This window comes from Thauera sp. AutoDN2 (assembly GCF_051280715.1).
In the GTDB taxonomy this organism is placed as follows: domain Bacteria; phylum Pseudomonadota; class Gammaproteobacteria; order Burkholderiales; family Rhodocyclaceae; genus Thauera.
Window position 1 is genome coordinate 65,888 of the sequence record NZ_JBNCAR010000008.1, and the last position, 23,461, is coordinate 89,348.

25 protein-coding genes and 2 tRNA genes are annotated in these 23,461 nt (G+C 64.1%); 2 read left to right on the top strand and 25 right to left on the bottom strand.

All coding sequences use genetic code 11. From position 1 onward, the window contains the following. Positions 1-11 precede the first annotated feature (11 nt). Complete coding sequence (gene mltB / locus ACPT9U_RS06945; protein WP_435750339.1) at positions 12-1,022, top strand: lytic murein transglycosylase B; 1,011 nt, start codon at positions 12-14, stop codon at positions 1,020-1,022. A gap of 15 nt (positions 1,023-1,037) precedes the next feature. Then, a complete protein-coding gene (locus ACPT9U_RS06950; RefSeq protein WP_435750340.1) occupies positions 1,038-1,817 on the top strand; it encodes a DUF2189 domain-containing protein in 780 nt (259 codons plus the stop codon). Between the two features lie 46 nt (positions 1,818-1,863). Here ACPT9U_RS06950 and rpoS read toward each other — a convergent pair whose 3' ends face one another. The 25 genes from rpoS to ACPT9U_RS07075 all read right to left on the bottom strand — a co-directional run bounded on the left by rpoS (position 1,864) and on the right by ACPT9U_RS07075 (position 23,461). After that, complete coding sequence (rpoS, locus tag ACPT9U_RS06955; protein WP_418363003.1) at positions 1,864-2,799, bottom strand: RNA polymerase sigma factor RpoS; 936 nt, start codon at positions 2,797-2,799, stop codon at positions 1,864-1,866. 12 nt (positions 2,800-2,811) lie between these two features. Next, positions 2,812-3,654 carry a peptidoglycan DD-metalloendopeptidase family protein gene (locus tag ACPT9U_RS06960; protein WP_435750341.1) on the bottom strand — a complete coding sequence of 281 codons (843 nt, stop codon included), beginning with the start codon at positions 3,652-3,654 and terminating at the stop codon, positions 2,812-2,814. Between the two features lie 16 nt (positions 3,655-3,670). Further along, entirely contained in the window at positions 3,671-4,321 is a 651-nt protein-coding gene (locus ACPT9U_RS06965) for a protein-L-isoaspartate(D-aspartate) O-methyltransferase (RefSeq protein ID WP_435750342.1), read from the bottom strand. Continuing rightward, complete coding sequence (gene surE, locus ACPT9U_RS06970) at positions 4,321-5,064, bottom strand: 5'/3'-nucleotidase SurE (protein WP_418363006.1); 744 nt, start codon at positions 5,062-5,064, stop codon at positions 4,321-4,323. Before surE ends, ACPT9U_RS06965 begins: the two co-directional genes overlap by 1 nt. Before the next feature lie 118 nt (positions 5,065-5,182). Continuing rightward, a tRNA-Pro gene (locus ACPT9U_RS06975) sits at positions 5,183-5,259 on the bottom strand. A gap of 60 nt (positions 5,260-5,319) precedes the next feature. Beyond that, a complete protein-coding gene (locus tag ACPT9U_RS06980) occupies positions 5,320-5,700 on the bottom strand; it encodes a MerR family transcriptional regulator (protein WP_435750343.1) in 381 nt (126 codons plus the stop codon). Then, positions 5,681-5,986 (bottom strand): integration host factor subunit alpha, encoded by a 306-nt coding sequence (locus ACPT9U_RS06985; RefSeq protein WP_418363008.1) that lies wholly within the window; start codon positions 5,984-5,986, stop codon positions 5,681-5,683. Before ACPT9U_RS06985 ends, ACPT9U_RS06980 begins: the two co-directional genes overlap by 20 nt. Continuing rightward, complete coding sequence (gene pheT, locus ACPT9U_RS06990; RefSeq protein ID WP_435750344.1) at positions 5,983-8,379, bottom strand: phenylalanine--tRNA ligase subunit beta; 2,397 nt, start codon at positions 8,377-8,379, stop codon at positions 5,983-5,985. The genes ACPT9U_RS06985 and pheT overlap by 4 nt, the downstream gene beginning before the upstream one ends. Before the next feature lie 49 nt (positions 8,380-8,428). Then, the gene (pheS, locus tag ACPT9U_RS06995; protein WP_435750346.1) at positions 8,429-9,460 is read right to left on the bottom strand and encodes a phenylalanine--tRNA ligase subunit alpha; all 1,032 of its coding nucleotides are present in this window, start codon (positions 9,458-9,460) and stop codon (positions 8,429-8,431) included. A gap of 134 nt (positions 9,461-9,594) precedes the next feature. Beyond that, entirely contained in the window at positions 9,595-9,954 is a 360-nt protein-coding gene (rplT, locus tag ACPT9U_RS07000; protein ID WP_320364630.1) for a 50S ribosomal protein L20, read from the bottom strand. A 12-nt stretch (positions 9,955-9,966) separates the two neighbouring features. After that, positions 9,967-10,164 carry a 50S ribosomal protein L35 gene (gene rpmI / locus ACPT9U_RS07005; RefSeq protein ID WP_004299086.1) on the bottom strand — a complete coding sequence of 66 codons (198 nt, stop codon included), beginning with the start codon at positions 10,162-10,164 and terminating at the stop codon, positions 9,967-9,969. Positions 10,165-10,304: 140 nt separating this feature from the next. Continuing rightward, positions 10,305-10,826, bottom strand: coding sequence for a translation initiation factor IF-3 (infC, locus tag ACPT9U_RS07010; RefSeq protein ID WP_418363350.1), 522 nt, complete (start codon positions 10,824-10,826; stop codon positions 10,305-10,307). Between the two features lie 28 nt (positions 10,827-10,854). Then, the gene (thrS, locus tag ACPT9U_RS07015) at positions 10,855-12,774 is read right to left on the bottom strand and encodes a threonine--tRNA ligase (protein ID WP_418363011.1); all 1,920 of its coding nucleotides are present in this window, start codon (positions 12,772-12,774) and stop codon (positions 10,855-10,857) included. A 183-nt stretch (positions 12,775-12,957) separates the two neighbouring features. Continuing rightward, positions 12,958-13,034: transfer RNA gene (locus tag ACPT9U_RS07020), tRNA-Val, on the bottom strand. A gap of 67 nt (positions 13,035-13,101) precedes the next feature. Then, positions 13,102-13,344, bottom strand: a complete 243-nt coding sequence (locus ACPT9U_RS07025; RefSeq protein WP_418363012.1) for a GlsB/YeaQ/YmgE family stress response membrane protein — start codon at positions 13,342-13,344, stop codon at positions 13,102-13,104. Positions 13,345-13,369: 25 nt separating this feature from the next. Then, entirely contained in the window at positions 13,370-14,176 is an 807-nt protein-coding gene (locus ACPT9U_RS07030; RefSeq protein WP_435750347.1) for a 3'-5' exonuclease, read from the bottom strand. Continuing rightward, positions 14,176-14,583 (bottom strand): YdbL family protein, encoded by a 408-nt coding sequence (locus tag ACPT9U_RS07035; RefSeq protein ID WP_435750348.1) that lies wholly within the window; start codon positions 14,581-14,583, stop codon positions 14,176-14,178. Before ACPT9U_RS07035 ends, ACPT9U_RS07030 begins: the two co-directional genes overlap by 1 nt. A 17-nt stretch (positions 14,584-14,600) precedes the next feature. Next, positions 14,601-14,804: a hypothetical protein gene (locus tag ACPT9U_RS07040; RefSeq protein ID WP_435750349.1), complete on the bottom strand. Its 204-nt coding sequence runs from the start codon at positions 14,802-14,804 to the stop codon at positions 14,601-14,603. A gap of 23 nt (positions 14,805-14,827) precedes the next feature. Continuing rightward, complete coding sequence (locus ACPT9U_RS07045; protein WP_435750350.1) at positions 14,828-16,849, bottom strand: hypothetical protein; 2,022 nt, start codon at positions 16,847-16,849, stop codon at positions 14,828-14,830. Positions 16,850-16,868: 19 nt separating this feature from the next. Beyond that, a complete protein-coding gene (cysM, locus tag ACPT9U_RS07050) occupies positions 16,869-17,759 on the bottom strand; it encodes a cysteine synthase CysM (protein WP_418363017.1) in 891 nt (296 codons plus the stop codon). A 67-nt stretch (positions 17,760-17,826) separates the two neighbouring features. Continuing rightward, on the bottom strand, positions 17,827-19,002 hold the full coding sequence (lapB, locus tag ACPT9U_RS07055) for a lipopolysaccharide assembly protein LapB (RefSeq protein ID WP_435750353.1): 1,176 nt from the start codon (positions 19,000-19,002) through the stop codon (positions 17,827-17,829). Between the two features lie 7 nt (positions 19,003-19,009). After that, positions 19,010-19,318, bottom strand: a complete 309-nt coding sequence (locus tag ACPT9U_RS07060; RefSeq protein ID WP_418363019.1) for a LapA family protein — start codon at positions 19,316-19,318, stop codon at positions 19,010-19,012. 87 nt (positions 19,319-19,405) lie between these two features. Further along, entirely contained in the window at positions 19,406-19,693 is a 288-nt protein-coding gene (locus tag ACPT9U_RS07065) for an integration host factor subunit beta (protein WP_418363020.1), read from the bottom strand. Positions 19,694-19,704: 11 nt separating this feature from the next. After that, positions 19,705-21,408, bottom strand: coding sequence for a 30S ribosomal protein S1 (gene rpsA / locus ACPT9U_RS07070; RefSeq protein ID WP_418363021.1), 1,704 nt, complete (start codon positions 21,406-21,408; stop codon positions 19,705-19,707). A 103-nt stretch (positions 21,409-21,511) separates the two neighbouring features. Continuing rightward, positions 21,512-23,461: a bifunctional 3-phosphoshikimate 1-carboxyvinyltransferase/cytidylate kinase gene (locus ACPT9U_RS07075; RefSeq protein ID WP_435750355.1), complete on the bottom strand. Its 1,950-nt coding sequence runs from the start codon at positions 23,459-23,461 to the stop codon at positions 21,512-21,514.

A 23,461-nucleotide genomic window follows, 5' to 3' on the forward strand; every position in this document is an offset into this window, starting at 1 on the left:
GACTCTGCAGGGTGCTAGCGAGGATCTGCGCGGGGCTGACGCTCACGGTCCTTGCAACACCCGCCCATGCCTCCTACGCAGACCATGACGATGCCCGCGCCTTCATCGCAGACATGGCCGAGCGTCACGCCTTCGATCCGGCAGAGCTCCTGCGCAGCCTCCAGAAAGCGCGGCACGACGCGACCGTGATCCGACTCATCACCCCGCCCACACGCAAGGGCGCGCGCTCCTGGCAGAACTATCGCGCCCGCTTTCTGGACCCGACGCGCATCGACGGTGGCATGCGCTTCTGGCACGAACATGCGGTCGAACTCGAACGCGCCGAGCGGGCGTATGGCGTTCCAGCCGAAGTGATCGTGGCAATCATCGGTGTGGAGACCCTCTACGGCCGCAATACCGGCAATTTCGAAACCCTGTCCGCACTTGCAACGCTCGCGTTCGACTACCCGCCCCGCGCCGAGCTTTTCCGCCGCGAGCTCGAGGCGCTTTTCCTGCTCGCCCGCGAGCAGGGTCGCGACCCGTCGAGCTACACCGGATCCTTCGCGGGCGCACTCGGTTTCCCACAGTTTTTGCCCAGCAGCATACGGGCGTATGCGGTGGACTTCGACGCCAACGGGCGCATCGACTTCGAGTCCGATGCGATCGACGCGATCGGCAGCGTCGCCCATTACCTGCATGTTCACGGCTGGCAAGCGGGCGCCCCTGTAGCCGAGCGCGCTGAGGTACCTGCCGCAGCCGATGCCGCCACGCTGGTGGCTGCCGGAATCGAACCTGCGCTCGCACCGGACGTCCTTCTCGGGCAAGGCATCCGCGCCCTGAGCGGCGAGGCGCCCGCCGCAGTCGCCACGCTGGTCGACCTCGCGACGCCGGGCGAGGATACGGAGTACTGGCTCGGCTACCGCAACTTTTACGTCATCACACGCTACAATCGCAGCAGTTTCTACGCCATGTCGGTGTTCGAGCTTGCGGAAGCACTGCGCCTGCGCAAGCGGGTCGAGGCCATACGCGCCGAACGCCGCTGAAGGACGATCCCAGCCATGTCCGGCCCCCAACACACCTCCGAACTGCGCGACGCCGACCTGCGCCCTGCCCCGATCTCGCTCTCCGACATCGGTGCCGCGTTACGCTTCGGCTTCGATCAGTTCCGCAGCATTCCCTTGCTGAGCATGGGCTTCGCCCTGCTCTTCGTCGCCATTGGTCTTGCGCTGTTCACGGCTCTCGAGTTCGGAGAGATCGCGCCGATGAGCCTCTCGCTCGCAGGCGGCTTCATGCTCGTCGGACCGATCCTGCTCGCCGGCTTCTTCGCGGTTTCGGACAAGTTGCGCCACGGCAGGCACGCGGTGTTCAGCGACATCTGGGAGGGTTTTCGGCGCATGCCACGGGGGGGCTGGGTCGTGTCCTTCGTGTGCGGGCTGCTATTCCTGATCTGGATCACCGACGCAGGCATCCTGTACGGCTTCATGGTGGGGAGCGAGCCGATCGGTTTTCTGCGCCTGCTGAACATCGAAGCCATGGTGGTCAATTACGCTGCCTGGAGTGCGATCATGGGTGCGGTGCTCGCGTTCATCCTGTTCACGGTTTCGGCATTCTCGATCCCGCTGATCTACGATGGCCGGGCGCAACTGGTTTCGGGCGTGGTGGCAAGCGCACGCGCGGTGTTCGGGCGTTTCGGGGTCGTCATGTGCTGGGCGCTTGTGCTCGCCGGGGTGATCATGCTCAGCGTGATGGTGTTACCGCTGCTGCTGGCGACCCTGCCTGTGATGGCCTACGCGAGCAGGGAATTCTACTTCCGCGTGTTCCCGCTGGAGCGCAGCTGAGCGCTAACGTGGCAACTGGGCGACACCGTCGGCGCCACCCTGCACCCTACAGCAGCGCGTCACGTGAGATGCCGTGGCGCTTGAGGATGCGCCGTAACTGACCAAGCGCCTCGAGCTGGATCTGTCGCACGCGCTCGCGCGTGAGCTCCAGGCGCGAGGCGAGCTCCTCCAGTGTCAGCAACTCGCACTCGTCGATCCCGTAGCGGTGACGAATGACCATGCGCTGCTTCTCGCTCAGCATGCCGAGCCATTCGCGCACGAGCTTGCCGAGCTCCGCGTTCTGGATCTGGGTATCGGCCGGGAGCTGATGGTCGTCGGCGAGCGACTCGCCGATGGAAAGGCTCGGGTCGATATCCAGTGGCGCATCGAGCGAGGCCGTGTGTTCGCTCAGCGCGAGAAGCCTGCGCACATCCTCGACCGGACGACCGAGCTCCCTCGCGACAGTCTCGAGCGTCGAATCGCTCCCCACGCAGGCCTCGAGGTTGCGCTGTGCCCGCAGTACCTGGTTGAGCTCCTTCACCACATGCACCGGAAGCCGGATCGTGCGCGACTGGTTCATGATCGCGCGCTCGATGTTCTGGCGGATCCACCACGTGGCATAGGTGGAGAAACGGAAGCCGCGCTCGGGGTCGAACTTCTCCAGCGCATGCATCAGGCCAAGATTACCCTCCTCGACCAGATCGAGAAGCGGTATGCCGCGATTGAGGTAGTGCTTGGCGATATTGACGACCAGGCGCAGGTTGCGCTCGATCATCGTCTGCCGGGCCTCGAAGTCGCCCGCACTTACACGGCGGGCGATGGCAAGCTCTTCCTCTGCAGTCAGCAGCGGGTTTGCACCGATCTCGTTGAGGTAGAGCTGGGTGACGTCACTGAAGAAATCATTCTCGACGACCGGCTGGGGCTGCGCGGCGAAAACCTCGACTTCAGGAGGAAGGTCCGGTTCCTGTATCTCAAGTTCATCGAGATTTCCCGCTTCTTCCATGCCCCTGCTCCGTCATCGTGCCGGCAAGTACCCCGACGGGTCGACCGCCTTGCCTTGCTTGCGGATCTCGAAATGCAGCTTGGGACGGTCCGCTTCCGAACTGCCAAGCTCTGCGATCTTCTGCCCCTGCTCGACCTGGTCGTCTTCCTTCACGAGCAATTTGTCATTGTGCGCGTAAACGGAGTTGTACTCCTGATTATGCTTGATCACAATCAGCTTTCCGTAGCCGCGAAGTCCGCTGCCTGCATAGACGACCTTGCCGGGCGCAGCTGCATAGACCGGATCCCCGACCTGCCCACCGATGTCCAGCCCCTTGTTCGAGGCTTCGTTGAATCCGGCGATTACGACGCCCCCCGCAGGCCACTTCCACTGCCCGCTGGGTGCGGCCGTCTGCGGCGTTGCAGGCGCTGTGGGCACAGGCACCGGGGCCATCGGCTCGGTCAGCGGCGCGCGCCCTCCCAAAGGCTCGCGCACGATCGGCACCGCTGCCGACTCACCGCCGGGCACAGGAACGGGCGTGGTTTGCACCGCGCCGCCCGGCGCAGCAATTGCGACCGTCGCAGTTCCCGGGGGCGCGACGCGGATCATCTGGCCAACCTGGATCTGGTTCGGATCGGTAACGCCGTTCCAGGCGACCAGGTCGGGCAGGGTCACGCCGTACTGCCGGGCGATGCCGAGCAGGGTGTCACCCTGGCGGACCGCATGATAGCCGGTCACAGGCACCGGCGAAGAGGCAGGCCCCGTTGCGGAAGGCAGGCCACTGCTGTCGCGCACCGGCGCGGTCACCTGCGAGGCGCACCCCGCACCGAGCAGTGTGACCATAGAGAGAATCAAGTAGCTTGCACGTATCTGCATCAGTTAATACCGTCGTTCATTCCGTACCACCGAGCAGCGGCACGAAGCGGACCGCTTCGAACCAGCTTTCCCGGAACACATTCCCCTGTCTTTCGACCAGCAGCAAGCGCTGATCGGCGCCGCCGACCGGAACGATCAGCCGTCCGCCAGGCGCAAGCTGTTGCTTGAGCGCGGGCGGCAGGCCCGCCGCACCAGCGGCCACAATGATGCTGTCGAACGGAGCCGCTTCCGGAAGACCGAGGTTACCGTCGGCAAGTTTCAGCCGTACATTGGGCAAGCGCAATGGACGTAGGTTCGAACGCGCCCGGTCGAGCAGCCCGCGAATACGTTCGACGGCATAGACTTCGGTCGCCAGCAGCGACAGCACGGCAGCTTGGTAGCCGCAGCCCGCGCCGACCTCCAGCGTGCGGCCCAGCTCACGGCCCGCACGCAGCAACTCGATCATGCGGGCCACAACATAGGGCTGAGAGATCGTCTGCTGGAATCCGATCGGCAAGGGCGTATCGTCATAAGCGCTGAAACCCAGCCCCTCGTCGACGAAGGCGTGCCGGGGCACCGCCTGCATGGCGGCCAGCACCCGCTCGTCGCGGATGCCCTGAGTGCGCAAGCGCTCGACCATGCGTGCGCGGGCGCGCGAGGCCTGACCGGCGTCTGCAGTCCTGTTCATCAGAGCTTGAGCCAGTCGAAGACCGGCGCGACCAGGCCGGTATGGGTGAGATCGATCTGCAGCGGCGTCACCGAAACAGCGCCGTTGGCGACCGCGTGAAAGTCGGTGCCCTCTCCCGCATCGGCGGCCTCACCCGCAGCGCCGATCCAGTAAACCGTCTCGCCGCGCGGGGTCTGGCTACGCACTACGGGCTCGGCCTTGTGCCGTTTGCCCAGGCGCGTCACCCGCACACCACGCAGGCGCTCGTACGCCACATCGGGCACGTTCACATTCAGCAGAACCGGCTGCGGAAAGGGATTGCGCATGAAGCGTTCGGCAAGGTCGCGTGCCACGCGTGCGGCGGCCGTGAAATCGGTTGCCGACTTGCTCACCAGGGAAACCGCGATCGAAGGCACTCCGAGCAGAAAGCCCTCCGTGGCCGCTGCCACAGTGCCCGAATAGACGGTGTCGTCACCCATGTTCGCGCCGTGATTGATTCCCGAAACCACCATGTCGGGCAGGTGGTCGAGCATACCGGTGACGGCGAGATGCACGCAGTCGGTGGGCGTGCCGTTCACATGATAGAAACCGTTGGACGTTCGCTTGAGCGACAGCGGACGATCGAGCGTGAGCGAATTGCTCGCGCCGCTGCGATCGCGCTCGGGGGCGACCACGGTCACCTCACCCAGCGTCGACAGCGCTTCGGCGAGCGCCGCGATCCCCGGTGCGAAATAGCCGTCGTCGTTGCTGACCAGGATACGCATTCGAGATCCATGCGGGGGCCGTTACACGGCCGGAAGCGGGATGTTAGCACACCGTCTTGAGGGTGCCTGATACGCAGCAGAAAACAAAAAACCGGCCGGAGCCGGTTCTTTTGTCGATTGGTCGGGGCGGCGGGATTCGAACTCGCGACCCCTTGCACCCCATGCAAGTGCGCTACCAGGCTGCGCTACGCCCCGACACAAGCCGCCATTATAGCAGCGGTTTCCAGATTTACCAGTTCTACGTGAAAAAACGCTTCAGCTACGCAAGCGGTCGAGCGTCTGCACGATTTCAACCCGCAAATCCCGCACCAAAGCCTTGTAACGCTCGAGCTCAAGCTCGCTTTCCTGAGCGTGAATCGCCGATTCGCCGAGGCGGTTGCGTGCACCAGAGATCGTGAAGCCTTCCTGGTACAGCAAGTGGCGGATACGCCGGATCAGCAGCACCTCGTGATGCTGGTAGTAGCGCCGGTTGCCACCGCGCTTGACGGGCTTGAGCTGGGTGAATTCCTGCTCCCAGTAACGCAGCACATGGGGCTTCACGCAGCACAGATCGCTCACCTCTCCGATCGTGAAATAGCGCTTTGCCGGAATCGGCGGCAGTTCCTGATCCTGAATTTCAGGGCTGCTTGCTTGCATCGCTGAGTCGCTCCACCGCGGCCTTGAGTTTCTGGCTGGCATGGAAAGTGACCACACGCCGCGCGGTGATCGGAATTTCCTCGCCCGTCTTGGGATTGCGCCCGGGGCGCTGAGGCTTGTCGCGCAACTGGAAGTTGCCGAAGCCCGACAGCTTGACGCTGTCGCCGCGCTCCAGAGCAGTCCGGATTTCCTCGAAGAAGCCCTCGACCATGTCCTTGGCCTCACGCTTGTTCAGGCCGACCTGCTCGAACAGCAGATCGGCGAGTTCCGCCTTGGTCAGGGTCATGTCACCCCCCCCGTGCCACGCAGGCGGGCGCCAAGCTGTGCCTCGGCCTGCCTGACGAGCGAATCGATGGCCGAATCCACTTCGGCGTCTTCGAGCGTGCGACGAGTATCTTGCATCGATATCCGGAAGGCAAGGCTCTTCTTGTCCGGATCGATGCCCTTGCCATGATAGACGTCGAACAGAGCGATCTCGCGGACCTGCTCGGGCGCCGCGGCACGCAACACCTCGAGCACCCGCTCGACCGGAACCTCGACCCCGATCACGAGGGCGATATCCCTGCGTACTGCAGGCATGCGGGAAACCTCTGCATACGCCGGCACACGGCCGGCGAGCACGGCATCCAGTTCGATCTCGAACACCACTGGCGCACTGCCCAGTTCGTAGCGCTGCACCCACACCGGGTGGATTTCACCAACCACACCGGCCACATGACCATCGAGCCACACCGTGGCTGCACGCCCGGGGTGAAGAGCGGGATGCGAGACAGGCGTGAAGCTCGGCACGCGCGGCGCAAGCAAAGCCTCGAGGTCGCCCTTGATGTCATAGAAATCAACGCTGCGGGCACGCTCGCCCCACTGTTCGGGCAACGCCGGACCGGCAGCCAGCGCGGAAACCTTCATCCGCTGCTGGAAACCGCTCACGGGCTCGCCATCGGCCTTGCGCTCGAACACGCGCGCCACCTCGAACACACGTACACGGTCGATCTGGCGCTTGCGGTTGGTCACAAGGCTTCCCACCAGCCCGGGGATCAGGCTCGAACGCATCACACTGAGCTGGCTTGCGATCGGGTTTGCAAGGCGGATGGGGTCCTGGTTGGCGCAGAAGTCGCGCTCCCAGGCCTCCTCGACGAAGGCGAAGTTGACGACCTCCTGATAGCCTCGCGCGGCAAGCAAGCGCCGCACCGCCCACACCGGGCGGGCGCGCTCGGTGCTGGGCAGCATCATCAGGCTGCCCTGGGGCGCCACCGCCGGGATGTTGTCATAGCCGTAGAGGCGGGCGATCTCCTCGACCAGGTCTTCCTCGATCTCGATGTCGAAGCGCCACGACGGCGGAGTCACCACGAAATCGTCGCCTTCGCGCTCGACCCGCAGGTGCACGCGCTGCAGCAGCGCAAGCATCGCGTCATCCTCGAGCCCAATGCCGAGCACGCGTCGCGCGCGCGCCGGGCGCAGCCGCACCGGCCTGCGCTGCGGCAGATCCTGCGCGGCGAGCGCCTCCACCACCGGCCCGGCGTCCCCCCCGCAGATGTCGAGCACCAGGCGCGTGGCGCGCTCAAGCGCGGTGCGGGCGAGGTCAGGGTCCACCCCGCGCTCGAAACGGTGAGAAGCATCAGAGGAAAAGCCGTAGCTGCGCGCACGACCGGCGATCGCGTCGGGCGCGAAGAAGGCGCTCTCCAGGAAAATCTCTGTGGTTTCCAGCGTCACCCCACTGTCTTCACCACCCATGATCCCGGCAAGCGCCAGGGCGCGCGCCTCGTCAGCGATCAGCAGCGTGTCGGCGGTCGGGGTCACGCTCTGCTCGTTGAGCAGCAGCACCTTTTCTCCGCTTCGCGGCAGGCGGACGTGGATGGCGCCGTGCAGTTTCGTGTTGTCGAAGGCGTGCAGGGGCTGGCCAAGTTCGAGCATGACGTAGTTGGTGATGTCGACCAGCGCGCTGATCGAGCGGATGCCGCTGCGTACCAGCCGGCGCACCATCCATTCGGGCGTGGGCGCCTTGGCGTTCACCCCGGACAGCACACGGCCGCAATAACGCGGGCAGGCCTGCGGGGCGTCGAGCACGATGGCGCGCGTCGCTTCGCTGCGCGCCGGAACTGCCTCGACCGGCTCCAGCCGGAGCGCGCTGCCGGTGATCGCCGCGACTTCGCGCGCGACCCCGGTGAGACTCAGGCAATCCGCACGGTTGGGCGTGAGCTTGATCGTGAACAGGGTGTCGTTCAAGCCGAGGTATTCGCGAATGTCGGTACCGATCGGCGCATCTTCGGGCAAGACGTGCAAGCCGCCGTGATCTTCCGAAAGGCCGAGTTCGCGTGCGGAGCACAGCATGCCGAAGGACTCGACGCCGCGCAGCTTGGCCTTCTTGATCTCGAAATCGCCGGGGAGCGTCGCGCCGACCACGGCGCAAGGCACCTTCATTCCGACCGCGGCATTGGGTGCGCCGCAGACGATCTGCAGCAACTCGCCGCTGCCCGCATCCACCTTGCAGAGCTTGAGCTTGTCGGCGTTGGGGTGCTTGTCCGCTTCGACGATCTGCGCGACCACCACCCCGCTGAAGGCAGGTGCGGCAGGGTCGGCTTCTTCCACCTCGAGACCAGCCATGGTCAGCAGATGGCCGAGTCCGGCACTGTCCAGTTGCGGATCGACGAAAGTCCGCAGCCACTGTTCTGAGAATTGCATGATTCGATTACCCGGATTGCGTGGGAGGGCGAGGTGCGAGCACCCGTGCTCAGCGGAACTGGCTCAGGAAGCGCAGATCACCTTCAAAGAACAGGCGCAGGTCGTTCACGCCATACCGCAGCATGGTGAGGCGGTCCGGCCCCATGCCGAAAGCGAAGCCGGTATAGCGCTCGGGGTCGATGCCACCGAAACGCAGCACGTTCGGATGAACGACGCCACAGCCGGCAATCTCGAGCCAGCGCCCCTTGAGCGCGCCGCTCATGAAGGCCACGTCGATCTCGGCCGAAGGCTCCGTGAACGGGAAGAAGGAGGGGCGGAAGCGGACCTGCAGGTCATCCGTCTCGAAGAAACGACGCAGGAAATCGGCGATCACCCCCTTTAGGTCTGCAAAGCTGACCGTCTCGCCAACCCACAGGCCTTCAACCTGATGGAACATCGGCGAATGGGTGGCATCGGAGTCCACGCGGAACACGCGCCCCGGAGCAATGATGCGCAGATCGGGCATGACCGCAGCCTCCCGATGGCGCTCGACATGGGCCAGCATCGCGCGCACCTGCACGGGGCTGGTGTGGGTGCGCAGCAGCACATCCTCACGCCCTTCGAGGTAGAAGGTGTCGTGCATCGAGCGCGCGGGGTGATTCTCCGGCGTATTGAGTGCGGTGAAGTTGTGCCAGTCGGTTTCGATCTCGGGGCCATCCGCAACGACGAAGCCAATCGAGCCGAAAAGCTGCTCGATCCGCTCCAGCGTGCGGCTGACCGGATGCAGGCCGCCCTGTACCCCGCCTCGTCCGGGAAGCGTGACGTCGAGCGCCTCGGCGGCGAGCTGCGCATGCAGCGACGCCTCACGCAGGGCATTTCGCCGCGCCTCCAGTTCGGCCTCCACCGCCGTCTTGGCGGCATTGATGGCGGCACCGGCTTCACGGCGCGCGTCCGGCTCGAGTTTGCCGAGCGATTTCAGGCGTTCGGTGAGCGCCCCGGCCTTGCCCAGGTAGCGCGCCTTCGCCTGTTCGAGCTGCGCGCTGTCGGCGGCAGCGGCAAAATCGGCTGCGGCCTGTCGTACCAGTTGATCGAGCTGTTCCATGTCCCTGCCCTGGCGGAGTACGGTGTTGCGGATGGGGCCAAGCTGCGGCCACGCATCGGGAATTCGGTGGTTCGAAAGACAACGGCTCAGAAAAAAAAAGGAGGCCAGGCCTCCTTTTTTCGAGCTGCGAAGACTTACGCAGCGAGTTTGGCCCGGGCCTGCTCGGCAATTGCGGCAAAAGCCGGCTTGTCGAACACGGCCAGGTCGGCCAGCACCTTGCGGTCGATCTCGATCGCAGCCTTCTTCAGACCGTTCATGAAGGTGCTATAGGTCAGCCCCAGTTCGCGCGCGGCGGCGTTGATACGCGCAATCCACAGGGTACGGAACTGGCGCTTGCGCTGACGGCGGTCGCGGTAGGCATATTGACCCGCCTTCATCACCGCCTGCTTGGCGATGCGATAGACGTTCTTGCGACGGCCGCGATACCCCTTGGCCTGGGAAAGGACTTTCTTGTGACGAGCGCGGGCGGTTACACCACGTTTAACGCGAGGCATTGCGGTCTCCTATCAAGCGTACGGAAGCATGGCGCGGATCAGCTTTTCATCTGCCGCATGCACTTCGGTCATGCCGCGCAGGTGACGCTTCACCTTCGTCGTCTTCTTGGTCAGGATGTGGCGCTTGAACGCCTGGGACCGCTTGATCCCGCCGCTGGAGCGGACCTTGAAGCGCTTCTTCGCTCCGCTCTTGGTCTTCATCTTGGGCATTACGGATACTCCAATGTTTTTGGATGACACCAGGTAGCGCCGACATCCGGCGCATTTTGTTACCCGGCACCACTTGTTTTCCGCCCGGCAGCTCACGCCACCCGACGGTCTTGCCCCTTTCGAGGCAAATTCTGTACAGCTCAGATCTTCTTCTTCGGCGCGATGACCATGATCATCTGACGCCCTTCCATCTTGGGCATCTGTTCGACCTGACCGAGTTCTTCCAGGTCGGCCTTCACACGCTCCAGCTGACGCAGACCGAACTCCTGGTGCGCCATCTCACGTCCGCGGAAGCGCAAGGTCACCTTGCACTTGTCGCCTTCTTCCAGGAAGCGCTTGAGGTTGCGCAGCTTGATCTGGTAGTCGTTCTCGTCGGTACCCGGGCGGAGCTTGACCTCCTTCACCTGTACCTGTTTCTGCTTGAGTCGGGCTTCGTGGGCCTTCTTCTGTTCCTGATACTTGAACTTGCCGAAATCCATCAGCTTGGCGACCGGCGGTGCAGCCATCGGAGCGATTTCGACCAGATCCAGCCCAGCCTCTTCGGCCATGTTCAGGGCTGCGTTCAGGGACACGATTCCGAGCTGCTCGCCTTCTTCGCCAACCAGCCGGAGCTCGGGCGCGTTGATCTCCCTATTTACGCGCTGTTTTTTTTCTTGAGCGATGGTTCAACTCTCCACGAAAACCACAAAATCAGACCGAACCGGCCTTCGCTTCTTCTTCGCGACGCCAGCGTTCGATCAGCGAATCGAGGGACATTTGGCCAAGATCCTGGCCACCTCGGGCACGCACGGCCACCAGGCCCGCCGCCTTTTCCTTCTCACCAATCACGAGCAGGTAAGGCAGCTTCTGCACGCTATGTTCGCGGATTTTATAGTTAATCTTCTCGTTGCGCAAATCAGCCTCGACACGAAAACCCGCCTTCTTCAGCTTGGTCGCCACTTCTGCAGCATAGTCCGCCTGCCCCTCCGAGATGTTCATCACCGCAGCATGCTGCGGCGCGAGCCACATCGGCATCGCGCCCGCGTAATGTTCGATCAAAATGCCGGTGAAGCGCTCCAGCGAACCGAACAAGGCGCGATGCAGCATGACCGGGCGCTTGCGCGCGTTATCCTCGGCCACGTAAGAGATGTCGAAGCGCTCGGGCAGATTCATGTCGACCTGCAGCGTGCCGCACTGCCAGTCACGGCCGATCGTGTCGCGCAGCACGAACTCGAGCTTCGGACCATAGAAGGCGCCCTCGCCCGGGAACAGCTCGTAGGCCATGTCCATGTGCTCGAGCGCCGATGCCAGCGCACCTTCGAGCTTGTCCCAGGTCTCGTCCGTGCCGATCCGGTTCTCCGGACGTGTAGACAGCTTGATGCGCACGTTGTCGAAGCCGAAGTCCTTGTAGATGTCGAGGATCAGGCGCACGACATCCTTGCACTCCTGCTCCATCTGCGCCTCGGTGCAGAAGATGTGCGCGTCGTCCTGAGTGAAGTGGCGCACGCGCAGCAGGCCGTGCAGCGCGCCCGAAGGCTCGTAGCGGTGCACCTTGCCGAATTCGGCCATGCGCAACGGCAGGTCGCGGTAGCTCTTCAGTCCCTGAGCGAACATCGACACCGCACCGGGACAGTTCATCGGTTTCAGCGCGAAGACCCGCTCGTCCTCGGTCGTGGTGGTGAACATGTTCTGGCGGTAGTTCTGCCAGTGGCCGGAGGTTTCCCACAGCGCACGGTCCATCACGTCCGGCGTATTGACCTCGACGTAGCCCGCCTCTTCCTGACGGTCCCGCATGTAGTCGATCAGCGTATTGAACAGGCGCCAGCCCTTCGGATGCCAGAACACTGCGCCCGGCGCCTCGTCCTGGAAGTGGAAGAAGTCGAGCTGCTGACCCAGCTTGCGGTGGTCACGCTTCTCGGCTTCCTCGAGCATGTGAAGGTAGCCGTCGAGCTCGTCCTTCTTCGCCCACGCCGTGCCATAGATGCGCTGCAGCATCTCGTTCTTGGAGTCACCACGCCAGTAGGCGCCGGCGAGCTTGGTGAGCTTGAACACCTTGAGCTTGCCGGTCGAGGGTACGTGCGGACCGCGACAAAGGTCGATGAAGTCCCCCTGACGGTAGAGCGAAACGTCTTCGCCAGCCGGGATCGACGCGATGATCTCGGCCTTGTAATGCTCACCGATGTCCTTGAAGAATGCGACCGCCTTGTCGCGCGGCCAGACCTCGCGATGCACCGTGATCTCGCGCTTCGCAATCTCAGCCATGCGTGCCTCGATTGCTGCGAGGTCGTCGGGCGTGAAGGGGCGTTTGTAGGAAAAATCGTAGTAGAAGCCGTTCTCGATCACTGGCCCGATCGTCACCTGTGCATCGGGGAACAGTTCCTTGACCGCATGCGCGAGCAGATGCGCCGTCGAGTGACGGATGATCTCGAGCCCCTCGGGTGTCTTGTCGGTAACGATGGCGAGATCTGCATCGGTCTCGAGCCGATGGGAAAGATCGACGAGCCGGTCGCCAACGCGACCAGCCAGGGCGGCCTTGGCCAGGCCGGCACCGATCGAGGCCGCGACCTCGGCCACGGTAACCGCATGATCGAAGCTACGCACGGAACCGTCGGGGAGCGTGATGTTGGGCATGACTATGGCCTCGGGCTGATGACTTCCTGCGCGCGCGGCGCGCAGGACGGGCATGAAAAACGTGGACGAAAAAAAAGCGCGGTCTGGCGCGCTTTTTTTCTCTTTTAGCAGACAAGCGGAGCCGACCTGTTCAGTATCCCGCCGAAGTGGTAGTTCGGAACATATTGATCAACTCCTGAATCTTGGTAGGCGCGATTGGATTCGAACCAACGACCCCCACCATGTCAAGGTGGTGCTCTAACCAACTGAGCTACGCGCCTGCTGAAGTCCCGCATTATAGGCACTGCAAAAATCTTGTCAAAGACTTTTTGCAGTGCACCGCACATTTCACTTTTTCAAGCGCGTCACCGCAAACAGAATCACGAATGCGCCGACGACAGCACCAATGAAGCCTGCACCTTCGCCGGCATGGTAGATGCCCAGGGCCTGACCGCCATAGGTCGCCACGAGCGAACCGGCGATGCCGAGCAAGGCGGTCATGATGAGCCCCAGCCCATCCTTGCCCGGATGCAGCAGGCGTGCGACCAAGCCAACGATGAGACCGATGAGGATGGTGTAGAGGATGCCCATGAGATTTTCTCCTTCTTGACTCGATCTACGCTGCGCCGGCCGCATCTTCGGCCGGCCAGGCTTCCAGGAACGCCTTCCAGTGGGGCGCTTCCAGCCGGCTCAACGCCTCTCGCACAACCCGCTTTTCCGCCGCCCAGGATGGGGCATCGAGGTGCCCGCGCATGCGCTCGAAGCGCAGGTATACCAGATAAGTATTGACCACGTCGGTTTCACAGTAGTCGCGGATCTCCGCGATTCGCCCCTCCTGCCACGCCTGCCAAACCGCTGAGCCGTCCATGCCGAGCTTGCCAGGGTAGCCCATGAGCTTGGCGAGGTCGTCGAGGGGCGCGTTCGCGCGCGGCTGATACATCGCCAGCAGGTCCATCAGGTCGAGATGACGGCTGTGATAGCGGCTGATGTAGTTGTTCCACTTGAAATCGCGTGAGTCGTGATAGTCGCCCTCACCCTGGTCCCAGTATCGCGGCGCGGACACACCATGCATCATGCCGCGGTAATGCAGCACCGGCAGGTCGAAGCCGCCACCGTTCCAGGAAACGATCTGCGGCGAGTATCGCTCGATGCCGTCGAAAAAGCGCTGGATGATCTCGCCTTCGCTGGCATCCGGCTCGGAGAGCGAGAACACACGAAAGTGCTGGGCATCACGCAGCACACACGAGATCGTCACCACCCGTTGCAAGTGGTGCGGCAGGAAGTCGTTGCCATGGCTGGCGCGCCGCTGCTGGAACGCCCATTCGGCGACCTCGTAGTCGGACAGTTCGGCCGGCAGATCCTCCAGCGCCCGGATACCGGCCACATCGGGAATGGTCTCGATGTCGAAGATCAGGACGGGCATTACTTGCGTGCCCACCCGCCGCCGGTCTGCACCCACCAGCCCGCCTGGGCGCGGTCGATCCAGCGCTGGGCGAAGGTTCGACGCACATCGGCTTCCCACTCCGGATGGCCGTTGGCGCGCGCGATTTCCCGGTACAGGGCGGACCGGTCCGCATTCTCCGCGGCGATCAGTGCATTCACCTGACCACGCTGCGCCAGCGGAACGCCGCCCGCGTCGCGGAGCGCCACGCTGCCGTCTGCCGCGAGACCAACCGCTCCCGAGGCATACAGCGGCGCAAGGCCCACATGGCGCTGCTGCATCGACTGCTTGAGCGCCGCGATGGCGGGGGTGTTGATTTCCAGATTGCCCTGGGCATGCGCGGCGCCGGCGAACGACAACACTGCCATCACGGCGAACAGCCAACGCATGAGCACGGATGCGGGTTTCATTTCGTTCCTCCCTGGGTGTCCGGTGCTGCAGGCGCCCCGGTCGCCTCGGGCGCAGCTTCACGCAATTGCCACACCTCGTCGATGATTCGGTCGGCAGCCTTCTCAGCGGCGGCCGCCGGAAAATAGATGTTGATCGTGACGCAGGCGGACGCCGACAAGGCGACGGCTGCGGCAACAAGGTAGCGCGATGCGGGGTTCATGTGCTCGTCCTGCAGGTTGCGGGTCAGTGCAGCTCGGGCGAAACGTTCTCGTCGATCACCCGCTGCAGACGATCGACCAGTTCGTTCCAGTCCACGCGCCGATTGTAGCCGATGACATCCAGCGCCGGGACGCCCCCCCCGCGCACGATCGCAAAACCACCGTCGCTGCGCTGCACGCCCTCCACGCCGTCCATGGCGCAAACCCCATCGCGCAGCACACAGCGCAGACCGAGTTCGCGGTAACCGAAGCTCTCGAAGAATCCGATCAGTCCCCGCTGCAGCGCAGCCAGCGCTCCAGCACCGCCCAGCGCGCTGATATTCTCGACCGCACGCTGGCTGATGCGGCGCCGATACTCGCCCGGGCTGCTGGCAATGCGCGCGTCGAAGGCCACCGGACGCCAACGCGCCAACTCGAGCCCGCGCACATCCGCGTCAATGAAGCCTGTGATGTTGCCGAAGCTGAAGGTTTCGGTGAGCTGATGCAGATCCAGATGGCGGACCTCGATGTCTGCGCTCAGGTGCGAAGCCACACCAAAGGGCTCGAGCAGACGCAGACCGGTCGCCTGCAGGTAGCCATCGAACACGGAAACCACCAATGCCCCATCGAGCGCGATCTCCCCGGGATTCGCCCGCACCCCCGGCAGCGATGCCGAGAGCACGCCCGACATTTCCGGCAGGTCGAGCGCTGCGGTAAGCGCGCGCATCGAAACCGGCTCGATGACGACGCTCGCGCGACCTTCCCAGTGCCCGGGCCCGCGCTTGAGCCCGAACTCGTCGATGACCAGCGCGCCATCCAGGAGGGGGATCTCCATGCGAGCGAAGGATGCGTGTTCGGGCGCCAGATGCGCCTCGATAGAGAAGGCGCCGAGTGCGAGCTTCTCCCAATACCCGCCGCCGACCGCCACCCGCATCTCCGTGGGCTGCGTTCGCGACCAGGAGCCACCGCCCACCAGCGGCCCAAGCCCCACACCTTCGCCGCCTGCGGCGCCGCGAAGCCCGAGCACCGCCTCATCGAGCTGCAGCGTCAGCCCCTCCACAACACCGGCGCGCATCTCGAGTCTGACATCTGCACGCCCACTGAAGCGCAACCTGTCCACCTGCGCGGGAAACAGCAGGGGCGCCAGCCAGCGCTTCCCCGCCCGGTCGAGGTCGATGCCCTGCAAGGAAAACTCCAGTCGCTCAAGCCCAGGTGGATCCAACACAAATGCGGACTCTGCACGCACACGCTCCACGCCGTCGACCGCGAGCACCGCCTCATGGACCCGCAATCTCCCTGCGTGCAGCGTGCCGCGAGCCTCCAGTGCGGGGCCGGACTCCAGGTACAGAGGATGCACGTAGGCTGCGCCAGCCACCCAGCGCGCACCGACCGACCAGGACCAGCCGCTGCCCTGCTCCGTTGCATCCAGGTGCACCGCAAACGCGAGCGCCTCCGCGGCAAGGAGCCCATCCGCGGAGGCGAAGCCGCCCTCCTCCAGCTGTGCATTCATCGTCAGCCGCCTTCGTGCGGGACCCCAGGCCACCGCGCCATTCAGCTTCGCAACCGGATTCAGTCCCTTCAGCTGCACCGGGAGTGCTCCAGCGAAAGGTGCAGCCACTGCAAGCAGTGCCTCCAACTCCACACCAGAGAAAAGCACGCTTGTCGCACCCGTGCGGTCGAGCGCTGCTTCGATCAGGCCGTCACCGAGCCGGGCGACCACACGGACATCACCACGCTCGAAGGCTGCCTCGACCGCAAACCGGAGCGGTAGCACCTTTCCATCGAGCTCAAGTCGTCCCTCGTCGCAGCGAAAACCCTGCACATCCAGGCGGGCGCTGGCGCAGCGCAACGTTGGCGCCGACCACTCACGGCCCGCAAACCGCGCGCTGCGGGCCCTCAGCAGCAGCGTGCCATCGGCCTCGAAGCGCAGTTGCAGACCACCCATCGTGGCGACCGGATGCCGGATCTCACCGATCTCCAGCGCAATGCGCTGCACACCCCAAACGCCGCCGGCCCACAACACGCAGGCGAGCAGCGCGAGCCAACCCCACGCGCCGCGCACAGGCACGCGCCCGCTCTGCGCTCGCTCAGGCCGGAAAGACACCTGTGGACAGATAGCGGTCGCCGCGGTCGCACACTATGGACACGATCACCGCGTTCTCGACCTCGGCGGCAAGGCGAAGCGCGACATGCATCGCACCACCGGAAGAAATGCCGGCAAAGATGCCTTCCTCACGCGCGAGTCGCCGCGTCATATCCTCCGCATCGGCCTGACTCACCGGCTCGAAGCGATCGACCCGCGGACGCTCGAAGATCTTCGGCAAGTAGGCCTCGGGCCACTTCCGGATGCCCGGTATCTGCGAGCCTGGCTCAGGCTCGCAGCCCACGATGCAGATCTCCGGATTCCGTTCCTTCAGGAAACGCGAAGTCCCCATGATGGTGCCCGTCGTCCCCATGGAGCTGATGAAGTGCGTGATCCGCCCACCCGTCTGCTCCCATATCTCGGGGCCGGTGCCTTCGTAATGCGCGATTGGGTTGTCCGCATTGGCGAACTGATCGAGGATGATGCCACGCCCCTCGTCACGCATCCTCTCGGCGATGTCGCGCGCCATTTCCATGCCACCCGAGGCCGGAACCAGCACGAGTTCCGCACCAAAGGCGCGCATCGTCTGGCGGCGCTCAATGCTCTGATTCTCCGGCATGACCAGAATCATGCGATAGCCCCGCATGGCCGCTGCCATCGCGAGGGCGATGCCGGTGTTGCCGCTCGTCGCTTCGATCAGGGTATCGCCGGGCTTGATCACCCCGCGCGCTTCCGCACGCATCACCATCGAAAGTGCGGGGCGATCCTTGACCGAGCCGGCAGGGTTGTTTCCTTCCAGCTTGGCCAGGATCACATTGTTGCGTCCCGCGTTGATGCGCTTGAGACGCACCAGCGGCGTGTGCCCGACGTAATCTTCCAGCGTCCTGAATTCCATTTTTGCCCTGTCGAGTGGAGTTCGTCGGCGCGAGATCGCCCGACAGGCCCACCGGGTTCGCCGCGCTTCAAGGCGTCAGGTCGAACTCTTCGGTGCGCCGGGGTGGATAGGTTTCCCAGCCACCGCAGGCTGGGCATCGCCAATGGAACTGGCGCGCCTTGAAACCGCAAGCGTCGCAGCAATAGCGTGCGACCCGGCGGGTGTGGCCATGGATGAGTTGCTTGACGAGTTCGATGTCGCTGCGCTGCTCAGCAGGTGCCGCAAGGACCGCCGCCTCAAGCAGCTTGTCGAGCCCAAGCAGGGTCGGGTTGCGGCGCAATTCCTCGCGCACGAGTTCATACGCCGCCCTGGGCCCTTCACGCTCCAGTTCCCAATGGAAAAGCTCGTCGAGCAGATCGAGCGAGGGGTGCGCGGCAAGCCAGGCGCGCAGAAGCTGATGACCCTCGCCTAACCGCCCCAGCCTGCCGTAGGCGTCCATGATGCGCTCGGCAACCAGCGAGAGGTAGACGGGGCTCTGATTCTCGATACGCTTCCAGGCCTCGAGTGCCTCCGCATCCCGCCCCTGCGCGGCGTGGAGGTCGCCGAGCAGAATGCTCGCGCGCACGCTCTGTCGATTGACGGCGAAGGCGTCCTCGAGGTGGCGCCGAGCGTCCTCGAAACGCGAATTCGCCATGGCGTTTGCGGCGAGCTCGCAGTGGAAGTTCGCCATTTCGCTGCGCCACATCACGCCTTCATGCTCGGGCAGGGCCCGCGCGACTTCGATCGCTTTTGCCCAGTCCTTCTCCTGCTGGTAGATCTCGAGCAGGTAGCGCAGGGCGACGTCGTTTGCGCGCGTCTCGCGCAGGCGCAGAAAGGCCGCTTCCGCACGATCGAGCAGACCGGCCTTGAGGAAGTCCTGGCCGAGTTCGCCAAGCGCCTGCAGGCGGTGCTCCTCGCTGATGTCCTCGCGATCCACAAGCAACTGATGGATGCGTATCGCGCGGTCGGTCTCACCTCGGCGGCGAAAGAGGCTGCCGAGAGCGAAGTGAAGCTCGACCGTCTGCGGGTCGATGCGAACCGCCTCGACGAAGGCGTCGATCGCCTTGTCCGGCTGCTCGTTGAGCAGGAAGTTCAGCCCGCTTAGATAGGAGCGCGGTAGCGCTCGGGACTCCTGCACCACCTGGCGGATGTCGATCCGTGCCGCGAGCCAGCCGAGACCGAAGAACAGCGGCAGCGCAAGCAACCACCAGAGTTCGATTTCCATGCTGCGATCAGGGCACCGGTGTCTGGGCTTGTGCGCCGGAGACGACAACCTCGGTGGAAGCCTTCGAGCGCTCCGCCAGTTCGAGTTGGCGGCGCAGCCGGGAAATCTCGCGGCGCTGGCGCACGAGCGATGCAAGCGTTGCCGTCACACCCATCAAGGCGCCGGCCGCAAAGCTCACCAGAATCACGAATACGAGAGGCAGCTGCCACTGGTTGCCGAAGAAGAAGTTCAGCGTGACCAGATGGTCGTTCTTGATCGCGAACCCGAACAGCAGAAAGAACAGCAGCAGGCGGATGAACCAGATGATTGCGCGCATGGCCGGCATTATCCCCGAGCGATGAACAAAAAAGAAGGCGACCTCGGTCGCCCCTCATTATTGCCTGTAAAACCGATCGCCGCGCGGTCAATTTCCGCCGACGTCCACCCTTTCGCGCAATTCCTTGCCCGCCTTGAAGTGCGGAACGTATTTTTCCGGCACATGGACCTTCTCGCCGGATTTCGGATTGCGCCCCGTACGGGGCGGACGATAGTTCAGCGCAAAGCTACCAAACCCGCGGATTTCGATGCGATCACCGCGCGCAAGCGCATCGGTCATCGCATCGAGAATCATCTTGACCGCGTAATCGGCGTCCTTGGCGACCAGCTGGGGAAAACGCTCCGCCAGCCGGACGATCAGCTCCGATTTGGTCATGACCGGTCGGATTACTGCTTCTGCTCGTTCAGCTTGGCCTTGAGCAGAGCGCCCAGGTTGGTCGTACCCGCCGAAGCAGCACTCTCCGAAGCAAGCTTGTTCATGGCCTCGGACTGCTCCGCCTGATCCTTGGCGCGGATCGACAGGCTGATCGAGCGGCTCTTGCGATCGACGTTGATCACAAGGGCCTCGACCTCGTCACCTTCCTTAAGCATGGTGGTCAGGTCATCGACGCGGTGCGGAGCGGCTTCCGAAGCGCGCAGATAGCCCTCGACTTCGTCGCCCAGCGAGATCACTGCACCACGCGCCTCGACCGACTTCACCGTGCCGCGCACGAGGCTGTTCTTCTCGTGGGTGGCGATGAAGTTGGTGTAGGGGTCACCCTCGAGCTGCTTGATGCCAAGCGAGATGCGCTCGCGCTCGACGTCGATCGCCAGCACCACGGCCTCGACCTCGTCGCCCTTCTTGAACCTGCGCACGGCGTCTTCGCCGGACTCGCTCCAGGACAGGTCGGACAGGTGCACCAGACCATCGATGCCGCCTTCCAGGCCGATGAACACGCCGAAGTCGGTGATCGACTTGATCTGGCCGCGGACCTTGTCGCCCTTCTTGTGGTTGATGGCGAAATCGTCCCACGGGTTGGACATGCACTGCTTCATGCCCAGCGAGATGCGGCGGCGGTCCTCGTCGATCTCGAGGATCATCACCTCGACTTCGTCGCCCAGCTGGACGACCTTGGTCGGGTGGATGTTCTTGTTGGTCCAGTCCATTTCGGACACGTGGACCAAGCCCTCGATGCCCTGCTCGACTTCAACGAACGCGCCGTAGTCGGTGATGTTCGTGACCTTGCCGAACAGGCGGGTGCCCTGCGGGTAACGACGCGAGATGCCGACCCACGGGTCTTCGCCCAGCTGCTTGAGACCCAGCGAGACGCGGTTCTTCTCCTGGTCGAACTTGAGCACCTTGGCTTCGATCTCATCGCCGACCGACAGCACTTCGGACGGGTGACGGACACGGCGCCAGGCCAGGTCGGTGATGTGCAGCAGACCATCGATGCCGCCCAGGTCGACGAACGCACCGTAGTCGGTGATGTTCTTGACGATGCCCTTGATGACGGTGCCTTCCTTGAGGGTGGAGAGCAGCTTCTCGCGCTCTTCGCCCATCGACTCTTCCAGCACGGCGCGGCGCGACACAACCACGTTGTTGCGCTTGCGGTCGAGCTTGATGACCTTGAATTCGTATTCCTTGCCTTCGTACGGCGTGGTGTCCTTGACCGGACGCATGTCGACCAGCGAACCCGGCAGGAAGGCGCGGATGCTGTTGGTCATGACGGTCAGGCCACCCTTGACGCGACCGGTGATGACGCCCTTGACCAGGGTGCCGTCGTTGAGCGCCTTCTCGAGATCGTTCCAGGCGGCGATGCGCTTGGCCTTGTCACGCGACAGACGGGTTTCACCGAAACCATCTTCCAGGGCATCGATGGCGACGTGGACGAAATCACCGACGTTGGCCTCGAGTTCGCCGCGGTCGTTGCGGAACTCCTCGATGGGCACGTAGCTTTCGGACTTCAGACCGGCGTTGACGACGACGAAGTTCTGATCGATGCGCACGACTTCGGCGGTGATGACTTCACCGGCGCGCATTTCCTGGGTGGCAAGGCTTTCCTCGAAGAGGGCGGCAAAACTTTCTTCGAAGGCGGGGGTGGCGTTGGACATAAAGGGATGATTTCCGGCACCGCCGTGGGACGGCAAACATGGTTGGTTCAAGAAAAAAAGCGCCGGAGCCCACGCTCCCGCGCGTTTTCGTTCAACCGGCGGCCTATGCTTTCTCGGCGACGAGATCGAGCACGAAACCGACCGCTTGCTCGACATTCCGTTCGGTGGTGTCAAGCAGCACGGCATCCGGCAGCTTCATCAGGGGCGCGACAGGCCGGGTGGCGTCACGAGCGTCCCGTTCCTGCAGGTCCTTCAGAAGACTTTGCATATTAGCAGGCAATCCCTTTTCGATCAACTGCTTATAACGACGTTCGGCGCGTGCCTCGGCAGAAGCCGTCAGGAAGACCTTGAGACCGGCATCGGGGAAGATCACCGAGCCCATGTCGCGCCCTTCGGCGACCAGGCCAGGGGCCACGCGGTAGTCCCGCTGGCGGTCGAAGAGGGCTGCACGCACGGCGGGTAACGCAGCCACCCGGGAGGCCCCGACCGAGCAGGTTTCGGAGCGGATCGCATCGGTGACATCGCAGTCCGTCCCCTCGCCGAGCAACACCCGCCCTCCTTCGAAGCGCGCGGGCAGTCGCGCCGCAATCGAGGCCACTGCGGCTTCGTCCTCCAGCGCAACGCCTGCGCGCAGCGCGGCCAGCGCAACGAGGCGGTAGAGCGAGCCACTGTCGAGGTAGTGCCAGCCGAGCGCTTCCGCCACCCGTTCCGCGACCGTCCCCTTGCCCGATGCCGAAGGGCCGTCGATGGCCAGCACCGGCACCGGCCGGGCGACCTGCGCGAAGGCGTCGAAATAGCCCGGAAAGGTCTTGTTCACGCACTTCGGGTCGTTGATCCGCACGCGGCACCCGCCCAGGCTCACCAGCGAGAAGCACATCGCCATGCGGTGGTCGTCATAGGTGTCGATCGCTGCCGGCCGCACGCGCTGCGGGCGTTTCACCACCAGATGGTCAGCGCCCTCCTCCACCTCCGCACCCAGCTTGCGCAGCTCGGTCGCCATCGCGGCGATACGGTCGGTCTCCTTGACCCGCCAGCTCGCGATGTTGCGCAGCCGGCAAGGCCCGTCGGCAAACAGCGCAGCAACCGCCAGCGTCATCGCTGCGTCGGGGATATGGTTGAGGTCCAGGTCGAAGGCCTTCAGCACGCCTCCCTCGGGAGCCGCGGCCTCGATCCAGTTCTCGCCAAGGGTGATGCGCGCGCCGAGTTGCTCCAGCGCCTCGGCAAAACGCACGTCGCCCTGGATGCTGGACCGGCCCACGCCCTCGACCCGCACCGGCCCGCCACCGATGGCACCCGCGGCGAGGAAGTAGGACGCAGACGAGGCATCGCCTTCCACGAACACCGTACCCGGACTGCGGTAGCGCGCTCCGCCCGGCACCATGAAGCGTACCCAGCCTTGCTGCTCCACCTGCACACCGAAGCGCGCCATCAGCTCCAGCGTGATACGGATATAGGGTTTCGAGATCAACTCCCCGACCACCTCGATCGTGGTCTCGACACCCGTGAGCGGCAGCGCCATCAGCAGGGCGGTCAGGAACTGGCTGGACACATCGCCCCGCACCTTCACCACGCCGCCGGGGCGGATCTCCGCCGGCTTCAGATGCAGAGGTGGATAGCCTTCATTCGCAGTGCACTCGATGTCGGCGCCAAGTTGACGCAGCGCATCGACCAGGTCGCCGATCGGCCGTTCGTGCATGCGCGGCACCCCGGACAGGCGGTACTCGCCACCGGAGAGCGCCAGCGCGGCCGTCAGCGGCCGGAAGGCCGTGCCCGCATTGCCGAGAAAGAGGTCGCAACGCTTGGCCGGAAAAGCCCCGCCCACCCCGCGTACGCGATAGTTCAGGCTGTCACCGTCGCGCTGCCATTCGACCCCAAGGGCGCGCAGCGCTTCAAGCATGCGCTCCACGTCATCGGACAGCAGCAGATCGCGAATGTCCGTCTCACCTTCGGCGAGCGCAGCGAGCAGCAGCACACGGTTGGAGATACTCTTCGAGCCGGGCAGGCGAACCGTGCCTGCGGCACCCAGCATCGGGGGCAGATCGAGAAATTCCAT

Coding starts and splice junctions, on each gene's coding strand:
- thrS (WP_418363011.1), bottom strand. CDS start 12,774: ATGCCCAACATCACGCTCCCCGACGGTTCCGTGCGTAGCTTCGATCAT.
- ACPT9U_RS07040 (WP_435750349.1), bottom strand. CDS start 14,804: ATGAACCCCGCATCGCGCTACCTTGTTGCCGCAGCCGTCGCCTTGTCG.
- rpoS (WP_418363003.1), bottom strand. CDS start 2,799: ATGGAAGAAGCGGGAAATCTCGATGAACTTGAGATACAGGAACCGGAC.
- lapB (WP_435750353.1), bottom strand. CDS start 19,002: ATGGAAATCGAACTCTGGTGGTTGCTTGCGCTGCCGCTGTTCTTCGGT.
- ACPT9U_RS06960 (WP_435750341.1), bottom strand. CDS start 3,654: ATGCAGATACGTGCAAGCTACTTGATTCTCTCTATGGTCACACTGCTC.
- pheT (WP_435750344.1), bottom strand. CDS start 8,379: ATGCAATTCTCAGAACAGTGGCTGCGGACTTTCGTCGATCCGCAACTG.
- ACPT9U_RS07035 (WP_435750348.1), bottom strand. CDS start 14,583: ATGCGTTGGCTGTTCGCCGTGATGGCAGTGTTGTCGTTCGCCGGCGCC.
- surE (WP_418363006.1), bottom strand. CDS start 5,064: ATGCGTATCCTGGTCAGCAACGACGACGGCTATTTCGCACCGGGGATC.
- ACPT9U_RS06950 (WP_435750340.1), top strand. CDS start 1,038: ATGTCCGGCCCCCAACACACCTCCGAACTGCGCGACGCCGACCTGCGC.
- ACPT9U_RS07060 (WP_418363019.1), bottom strand. CDS start 19,318: ATGCGCGCAATCATCTGGTTCATCCGCCTGCTGCTGTTCTTTCTGCTG.
- pheS (WP_435750346.1), bottom strand. CDS start 9,460: ATGGAACAGCTCGATCAACTGGTACGACAGGCCGCAGCCGATTTTGCC.
- ACPT9U_RS07025 (WP_418363012.1), bottom strand. CDS start 13,344: ATGGGCATCCTCTACACCATCCTCATCGGTCTCATCGTTGGCTTGGTC.
- ACPT9U_RS06985 (WP_418363008.1), bottom strand. CDS start 5,986: ATGACCCTGACCAAGGCGGAACTCGCCGATCTGCTGTTCGAGCAGGTC.
- rpsA (WP_418363021.1), bottom strand. CDS start 21,408: ATGTCCAACGCCACCCCCGCCTTCGAAGAAAGTTTTGCCGCCCTCTTC.
- ACPT9U_RS06965 (WP_435750342.1), bottom strand. CDS start 4,321: ATGAACAGGACTGCAGACGCCGGTCAGGCCTCGCGCGCCCGCGCACGC.
- ACPT9U_RS07065 (WP_418363020.1), bottom strand. CDS start 19,693: ATGACCAAATCGGAGCTGATCGTCCGGCTGGCGGAGCGTTTTCCCCAG.
- ACPT9U_RS07030 (WP_435750347.1), bottom strand. CDS start 14,176: ATGCCCGTCCTGATCTTCGACATCGAGACCATTCCCGATGTGGCCGGT.
- rplT (WP_320364630.1), bottom strand. CDS start 9,954: ATGCCTCGCGTTAAACGTGGTGTAACCGCCCGCGCTCGTCACAAGAAA.
- rpmI (WP_004299086.1), bottom strand. CDS start 10,164: ATGCCCAAGATGAAGACCAAGAGCGGAGCGAAGAAGCGCTTCAAGGTC.
- ACPT9U_RS07075 (WP_435750355.1), bottom strand. CDS start 23,461: ATGGAATTTCTCGATCTGCCCCCGATGCTGGGTGCCGCAGGCACGGTT.
- cysM (WP_418363017.1), bottom strand. CDS start 17,759: ATGGAATTCAGGACGCTGGAAGATTACGTCGGGCACACGCCGCTGGTG.
- ACPT9U_RS06980 (WP_435750343.1), bottom strand. CDS start 5,700: ATGCAAGCAAGCAGCCCTGAAATTCAGGATCAGGAACTGCCGCCGATT.